At 43.3% G+C, this 7,585-nt stretch carries 7 protein-coding genes; all 7 read left to right on the top strand.

All coding sequences use genetic code 11. From position 1 onward, the window contains the following. The coding region (locus STRDD13_RS02665; protein ID WP_231852544.1) for an SGNH/GDSL hydrolase family protein at positions 1-553 on the top strand (553 nt) is incomplete at its 5' end. A 45-nt stretch (positions 554-598) separates the two neighbouring features. Further along, a complete protein-coding gene (gene lepB, locus STRDD13_RS02660) occupies positions 599-1,132 on the top strand; it encodes a signal peptidase I (RefSeq protein ID WP_067101539.1) in 534 nt (177 codons plus the stop codon). A gap of 181 nt (positions 1,133-1,313) precedes the next feature. After that, positions 1,314-3,131: a glutamine--fructose-6-phosphate transaminase (isomerizing) gene (gene glmS, locus STRDD13_RS02655; protein WP_067101536.1), complete on the top strand. Its 1,818-nt coding sequence runs from the start codon at positions 1,314-1,316 to the stop codon at positions 3,129-3,131. A gap of 408 nt (positions 3,132-3,539) precedes the next feature. Further along, entirely contained in the window at positions 3,540-4,181 is a 642-nt protein-coding gene (locus tag STRDD13_RS02650) for an amino acid ABC transporter permease (protein ID WP_067101531.1), read from the top strand. A gap of 9 nt (positions 4,182-4,190) precedes the next feature. Next, positions 4,191-4,820 carry an amino acid ABC transporter ATP-binding protein gene (locus tag STRDD13_RS02645; protein WP_067101528.1) on the top strand — a complete coding sequence of 210 codons (630 nt, stop codon included), beginning with the start codon at positions 4,191-4,193 and terminating at the stop codon, positions 4,818-4,820. Between the two features lie 10 nt (positions 4,821-4,830). Further along, on the top strand, positions 4,831-5,658 hold the full coding sequence (locus STRDD13_RS02640) for an amino acid ABC transporter substrate-binding protein (RefSeq protein ID WP_067101524.1): 828 nt from the start codon (positions 4,831-4,833) through the stop codon (positions 5,656-5,658). 140 nt (positions 5,659-5,798) lie between these two features. Next, on the top strand, positions 5,799-7,559 hold the full coding sequence (locus STRDD13_RS02635) for a PTS mannitol transporter subunit IIBC (RefSeq protein WP_067101521.1): 1,761 nt from the start codon (positions 5,799-5,801) through the stop codon (positions 7,557-7,559). Positions 7,560-7,585: the final 26 nt, after the last annotated feature.

Below are 7,585 nucleotides of genomic sequence, written 5' to 3'. Positions count from 1 at the left end.
TAGTCTGACTTATGGGTATGGGTTGGTAGATCGGTCGAAAGAGTCCTATCCGGCTTATTTACTAGCAGAGTTAGGCTCTTTTTTTAGGATTGCCAACTATGGTTTAGCGGGACGTTCCTTGCAATCTAGTTCTGATTTTCCGTATTTCCAGGAGAAAAATGCGCAAGCTTCTCTCAGTTCGCAGGCCAATTTGGTACTTTTAATGCTGGGGACCAACGACACACGCCCTCAGTATTGGGAGAAAGAACGTTTTGAAATGGAATACAGGAGCAGGCTAGCTTCCTATGCCAGTATGACTTCGCATCCAGAGATATTTTTACTTATTCCGCCATTTATTCCGACCAGTCGGTACGGACTAGACAATCACGTCCTAGCCCATTCGATCCGACCTTTTCTAAAGCAACTTGGCCAGGAGCTCTCCCTTCCAGTCGTAGACCTTTATGAGTTGACCGAAAATAAAGGGGAACTTTATAGTGATGGGGTTCACTTAAATGCGAAGGGCAATCAAGTCGTAGGTCATGCTCTTGCCCAAGCAATCTTACAGCTGGGCTAACAGAAATGCTAAAAATATGCTATACTGGTAGGGGAGGAAGTTTGTATGGTCAAGAGAGATTTAGTTAAATATATTAGTATTATCCTAGCATTTGTACTGGGTATTTGGGCATTGAACACCTGGGTGTTTGAGACAGTCACTGTTACCAATCAAATGTCCAATACTTATCTGAAGAAAGGAGATCGTGTATTGGTCAACATGCATGCCTCCCTTCATTACGGAGACTTTGTCCTTTATAAGGTGGAGGATAAGGAGTATGTGGGGCGGATCATTGGGACAAGTGGGGATACTGTCCGCTATATGGACAATATCCTCTATCGGAATGATGAAATCGTAAAAGAGTCTTACTTGTCGGTTAACACGGAGACCGAGGATTTTCAAGTTCGTTCTCTGCCAAATAGTGAATCTGAAAAAATTGGGAAAAATCAATATCTCATTTTAAATGATCGTCGGTCCAATCAGGCAGATAGTAGGACTTTTGGATTGGTGAATCGTTCTCAAATCATCGGAAAAATGACTCTAAGAATTTTACCGGTGAACAAGATTGGCTTTGTGGAGACGGGCATGGATGAAGAATAAGCAAATGTGAACTGAGGGTTTCCTCAGTTTTTTAATAGACCTATACCAATTTTATGATTGACAAGACTGAATACATGGTATATACTGAATTTAATTGGTTTGTATTTTTCTAAGTTGACTATACCAATTTTAAAAAAAGTAAAAGAAAGGCGTAGTAGTGACCTACTACGAGTAAAAAAATATGTGTGGAATTGTAGGTGTTGTGGGACATCGAAATGCGACGGACATCCTGATGCAAGGCTTGGAAAAGCTGGAATACCGTGGCTATGACTCGGCTGGTATCTATGTCATCCAAGATGCAGGAAATGGAAAATTGGTCAAATCGGTTGGCCGTATTGCGAATCTCCGTTCGAAGTTAGGGATTGACGTTGCAGGATCAACCGGGATTGGTCATACGCGTTGGGCGACCCATGGGCAAGCTACCGAAGACAATGCCCATCCTCATACCTCTGCCTCAGGGCGATTTGTCCTTGTTCATAATGGGGTGATTGAAAATTATCTCCAAATCAAGGAACAATACCTGGCGGACCATCAGTTTAAAGGGCAGACAGATACGGAGATTGCTGTTCATTTAGTTGGACATTTTGTGGAAGAAGAAGGACTTTCTACTTTGGAAGCCTTCAAAAAAGCTTTGCACATCATCCAAGGTTCTTATGCATTTGCCTTGGTGGATACGACAGATCCAGACACTATCTATGTAGCAAAGAACAAATCCCCTCTCTTGATTGGTGTGGGTGATGGTTACAACATGGTGTGTTCAGATGCCATGGCGATGATTCGCGAAACCAGTGAATTCATGGAAATCCATGATAAGGAACTCGTTGTTTTAACGAAGGAAGCTATCGTGGTGACCGACTATGAAGGAAACAAGTTGGAGCGGGAAACTTATACGGCTGAGCTAGACCTCTCAGATATCGGAAAAGGGACCTATCCGTTTTATATGCTGAAGGAAATCGATGAGCAGCCAACTGTGATGCGGAAGTTGATTTCAACCTATGCAGATGCGGAAGGAAAGCTAACTGTTGATCCAGCTATCGTCCGTTCAGTTCAAGAGGCTGACCGGATCTATATCCTAGCAGCTGGAACTTCCTATAATGCTGGATTTGCGTCTAAGGCCATGATTGAAAAGTTAACGGATACGCCAGTTGAACTAGGTGTGGCCTCCGAATGGGGCTACAACATGCCCCTCTTGAGCCAAAAACCAATGTTTATCTTGCTGAGCCAATCAGGAGAAACAGCAGATAGCCGTCAAGTTTTGGTGAAAGCAAATGAACTGGGCATTCCAAGCTTAACTGTGACCAATGTTCCTGGGTCCACCTTGTCTCGTGAAGCGAGCTATACCATGTTACTTCATGCAGGTCCAGAGATTGCGGTTGCCTCTACCAAAGCTTACACAGCTCAAATCGCTGCCTTAGCTTTCTTATCAAAGGCTGTTGGTGAAGCAAATGGCAAACAAGAAGCTTTGGAATTTGATTTGGTTCATGAGTTGTCTATTGTTGCTCAATCCATTGAAGCAACGCTTTCTGAAAAAGACTCCATTGCTGAGAAAGTGGAAAAGCTCTTGACAGATCGTCGAAATGCCTTTTATATCGGACGTGGCAATGACTATTACGTTGCGATGGAAGCATCGTTGAAACTAAAAGAAATTTCGTATATCCAATGCGAAGGCTTTGCTGCCGGCGAATTGAAACACGGAACGATCTCGCTGATTGAAGATGGGACTCCTGTTCTTGGTTTGATTTCTGCCAGTGAGACGGTTGCAGCGCATACTAGAGGGAATATCCAAGAAGTGGCCGCTCGTGGTGCGAGTGTCTTGACCATCGTAGAAGAAGGATTAGAAAAGGATGGCGATGATATTATCGTCAACCAAGTCCATCCATTCCTGTCCAGCATTTCAATGGTCATTCCGACCCAATTAATCGCCTATTATGCCTCCCTGCAACGTGGTTTGGATGTTGACAAACCTCGAAATCTAGCCAAGGCGGTAACAGTAGAATAGTCGGAAATAGTCTGTTGTTTTACGAACAGGCCTAAAAAGGAGTACAATCTGCTCCTCTTACGAACAAGGTATAGTCTTTAGGGTATATCTTATCTAGAACTTCTGAGTGTCTGAATCCTGTTGGCTTCAGGCACTTTTTGTATCTGGCCGAGTCTTAACGAGTTGTTTGCAAGAAAACCTGTTGAATTGAATTTTTACAATGTAAGTTAGAATTCAGGATGAAAAATTCAATTGTCGAAATTTGCTAGGCTCTTTGTTAGGGGAAATTTTGACGGTAGTTATCTGATTGGGCGTAGATTATCGTGATCGTTTTCATTTCTGATCTTTCTATGAAAACGTAGACATCACCTTGCAATATTGATTATTTATGCTATAATAGGTAACATTATTTTAAACAGGAGGATCCAGATGTCTTATATAATGGAAATTTTACCCAGTTTGTTAAGCGGTGCTGGCGTTACCTTGCAGGTATTTGCCCTGGTTTTAGTTTTGTCGATTCCTTTAGGAATTGCCGTAGCCTTCTTGCTACAAGTCCATTTTAAGCCGCTCCACTGGTTGATCCATCTATACATCTGGATTATGAGGGGAACTCCACTCTTACTTCAGTTGATTTTTATTTATTATGTCTTACCAAATGTGGGGGTTCGCTTGGATCGGTTACCTGCGGCTGTCCTGGCTTTTACTCTCAACTATGCAGCCTATTTTGCAGAGATCTTTCGGGGAGGGATTGCAGCTATTCCAAAGGGTCAATATGAAGCTGCAAAGGTTCTCAAATTGTCCCCTTGGCAGACGGTGCGCTTTATCACGCTCCCTCAGGTTACCAAATTGGTTTTGCCTAGTGTCTTTAATGAGGTGATGACGCTGATCAAAGACACTTCACTGGTCTACGCCTTGGGTGTCAGTGACTTGATCTTGGCTAGTCGGACGGCTGCTAATCGGGATGCCAGTCTTGCGCCCATGTTTGTTGCAGGAGCCATCTATTTGATTATGATTGGTCTTGTGACCCTCATCTCCAAGCAAGTCGAGAAGAAGTTTAACTACTACAAGTAGGAGGTTTCCATGTTAGAATTAAAAAATATCAATAAACGTTTTGGAAACAAGGACATTTTGTCCAATTTTAGCTTGACCATCCCTGAAAAAAAGATCTTGGTCATTGTTGGACCGTCTGGTGGTGGAAAAACGACCCTACTTCGTATGCTAGCAGGTCTTGAGACCATTGATTCAGGAGAAATCCTCTATAATGGCCAATCCTTGGCCTTGGATGAATTGGGCAAACGAAATTTGTTGGGGTTTGTGTTCCAGGATTTCCAACTTTTTCCACATTTATCTGTTCTTGAAAACTTGACCCTGTCTCCCATCAAGACCATGGGAATGTCTAAAGAAGAGGCAGAGAAAAAAGCCCAGCAACTGTTAGAACGCTTGGGCTTGGAGCAACATGCCACAGCCTATCCGTTCTCATTGTCAGGTGGACAGAAGCAGCGGGTAGCTTTGGCGAGAGCCATGATGATTGATCCCGAGATAATTGGCTATGATGAGCCAACTTCAGCTCTGGACCCTGAGTTGCGATTGGAAGTGGAAAAACTGATTCTGCAAAATCGTGAACTTGGAATGACTCAAATTGTGGTCACCCACGATATGCAGTTTGCAGAAACTATAGCAGATGTCCTACTCAAAGTTGAACCGAAATAGGAGAAAAAAGATGAAAAAATTACTCTCACTGATCATGGCTGGTCTTGCGACTGTGCTATTAGTAGCCTGTGGCCAAAGTTCTAGTGCGACCAATAGCGATAACTGGTCTAATTATGAAAAAAACAAATCCATCACGATTGGATTTGATAATACGTTTGTTCCTATGGGATTTGAAGAAAAAGACGGCTCTTATGCTGGCTTTGATATTGACTTGGCCAATGCAGTTTTTGCAAAATACGGTATCACCGTTAAGTGGCAACCCATTGATTGGGATATGAAAGAGTCTGAACTCAATAAAGGCACCATTGATTTGATTTGGAATGGCTATTCTGCTACCGACGAGCGTCGTGAAAAAGTGCTCTTTACCGATCCTTATATGAAAAATGAACAAGTCTTGGTAACCAAGAAATCTTCTGGAATTTCAACCGTGGATGGCATGTCAGGTAAATCCTTAGGGGCTCAAGCTGGGTCTTCTGGTTACGCTGACTTTGCAGCCAATCCAGCCATTTTAAAAGATAAGGTAGCAAACAATGAGGCCAATCAATATCAAACGTTCAATGAAGCCTTGATTGACCTGAAAAATGATCGGATTGATGGCCTCTTGATTGACCGTGTCTATGCCAACTACTACCTTGAAAAAGAAGGGATTTTAAACGACTACAATGTCTTCTCAGCAGGGTTTGAAACCGAGTCCTTCGCAGTTGGAGCACGGAAGGCAGATAAGACCTTGGTAAGCAAGATCAACCAAGCCTTTAAAGATCTCTATGCGGAAGGAAAATTCCAGGAGATTTCTAAAAAGTGGTTTGGGGATGATGTTTCCACTACAGAGATTCGTTAAGAAATAAGAAAGATAGGAAAAGGAACGGAAGTGTTTCTGACCTATCTTTTTTTTGGCACAAAAAATCTGCCAAAATTTGAGTTTTCTCTGAAAGAAAAGGGGGATATAATAAAACTATAAAAAAAGAAGGAGACGGAGTAATGCAAAACAATACTTCATTTCGAGTGAGACTTCAAAAACTAGGAACCTCACTGTCTAACATGGTGATGCCCAATATCCCTGCTTTGATTGCTTGGGGTGTCTTGGCTGCTTTATTTATTGATAGTGGGTATTTGCCAAATAAAGAGTTGAGTACCATGGTTGGTCCGATGTTGACCTACGTCATTCCGCTCTTGATTGGGTTTACAGGTGGATTTAATATCTATGGTCACCGCGGAGGCGTCGTTGCAGCAGCGGCTGCATTTGGAGCTATCCAAGGTTCGAATGTCACCATGATTATCGGTGCGATGATTATGGGTCCGTTGACAGCCTGGTTGATGAAAAAATTTGATCAAGCTGTTCAACCAAAGATCCGTCCTGGTTTTGAAATGTTGGTCAACAACTTTTCTGCTGGTTTCTTGGCCTTTGGCTTAATGATCTTCTCATTCTATGCGGTTGGTCCGGTTGTATCCTCCCTTACGGAGTGGGTGAGCCAGGGGGTTGACTTCCTGATGAGTATCTCCCTCTTGCCATTGACCAATATCATTATTGAACCTGCAAAGGTCTTGTTCTTGAACAATGCGTTGAACCATGGTATCCTGACACCAATTGGAACGCAACAAGCTACCGAACTTGGAAAATCAATCCTCTTCTTGCTGGAAGCAAACCCTGGTCCAGGTCTTGGGATCTTGTTGGCATATGCCTTCTTTGGTCGTGGGACAGCGAAATCCTCTTCATGGGGTGCCATGATCATCCACTTCTTTGGAGGGATTCATGAAATTTACTTCCCATATGTGATGATGAAACCGGCAATGTTCCTTGCGGTTATTGCAGGTGGTGTATCAGGAACCTTTACCTTCCAGCTATTGGGAGCCGGTCTGACAGCTCCAGCTTCACCAGGATCCATTATTGCCATTATGGGGATGGCACCAAAAGGCTTGATGCCACACTTGGTTGTATTGGCAGGTGTTCTGATTGCTGCAGCAGTTTCCTTTGCGGTCGCTGCCCTTATCCTTCGTTTTGACAAGTCCGAAGAAGATAGCTTAGAAGCTGCTCAAGCTGCAACGTCTGCAGCGAAGGCACAGTCTAAAGGTCAAGCTCTTCCACAAGCTTCTGTCGAACAAGGGATCTCACAAGAATCTGTAAAACGAATTATCTTTGCTTGTGACGCTGGGATGGGAAGTTCAGCTATGGGGGCTTCTCTTCTACGAGACAAAGTGAAAAAGGCGGGACTGGATATCCCTGTTAGCAACCAAGCTATCTCAACACTTGAGGACACGGATTATACGTTGATTGTCACTCAAGAAGAACTGGCTGATCGGGCAGCTCAACGGACTCCACGGGCTATTCATGTGGCTGTAGATAATTTCTTGACGTCACCAAAATATGATGAGATTGTATCACAGTTGAAAAACGAGTCTGTTTCGACAGTGGCTGTAGAAGAAGTGGCAACGGCTGAAGCAACGTTAGATTTAAACTTTATTGATGAGGTTGTCTTTGCTTATGAGCAAGCACAAGGATCCGCTACGATGGGACAAGAAACACTACGAGCAATCTTCCGTCGCAATGAGATTAAAATTCCAGTCATCAGCCTTCCAAACACGGATTTACATGAGCACAATTCAAAAAATATCATGGTTGTGACCACGATCGCAAACCAAGCGGCTGTTCAAGCAGCAGCTCCCCATGCTCAACTATTAGTGGTGGATAGCCTAGTTACTACTCCAGAATACGACAAAATGGTCGCACGGATGCACAAATAAGCTGTCTGGTAAGTGATAAAGTAGTA

It is taken from the genome of Streptococcus sp. DD13 (genome assembly GCF_001578875.1).
Classification (GTDB): Bacteria; Bacillota; Bacilli; order Lactobacillales; family Streptococcaceae; genus Streptococcus.
This window is presented reverse-complemented; position numbering and strand designations above follow the sequence as displayed.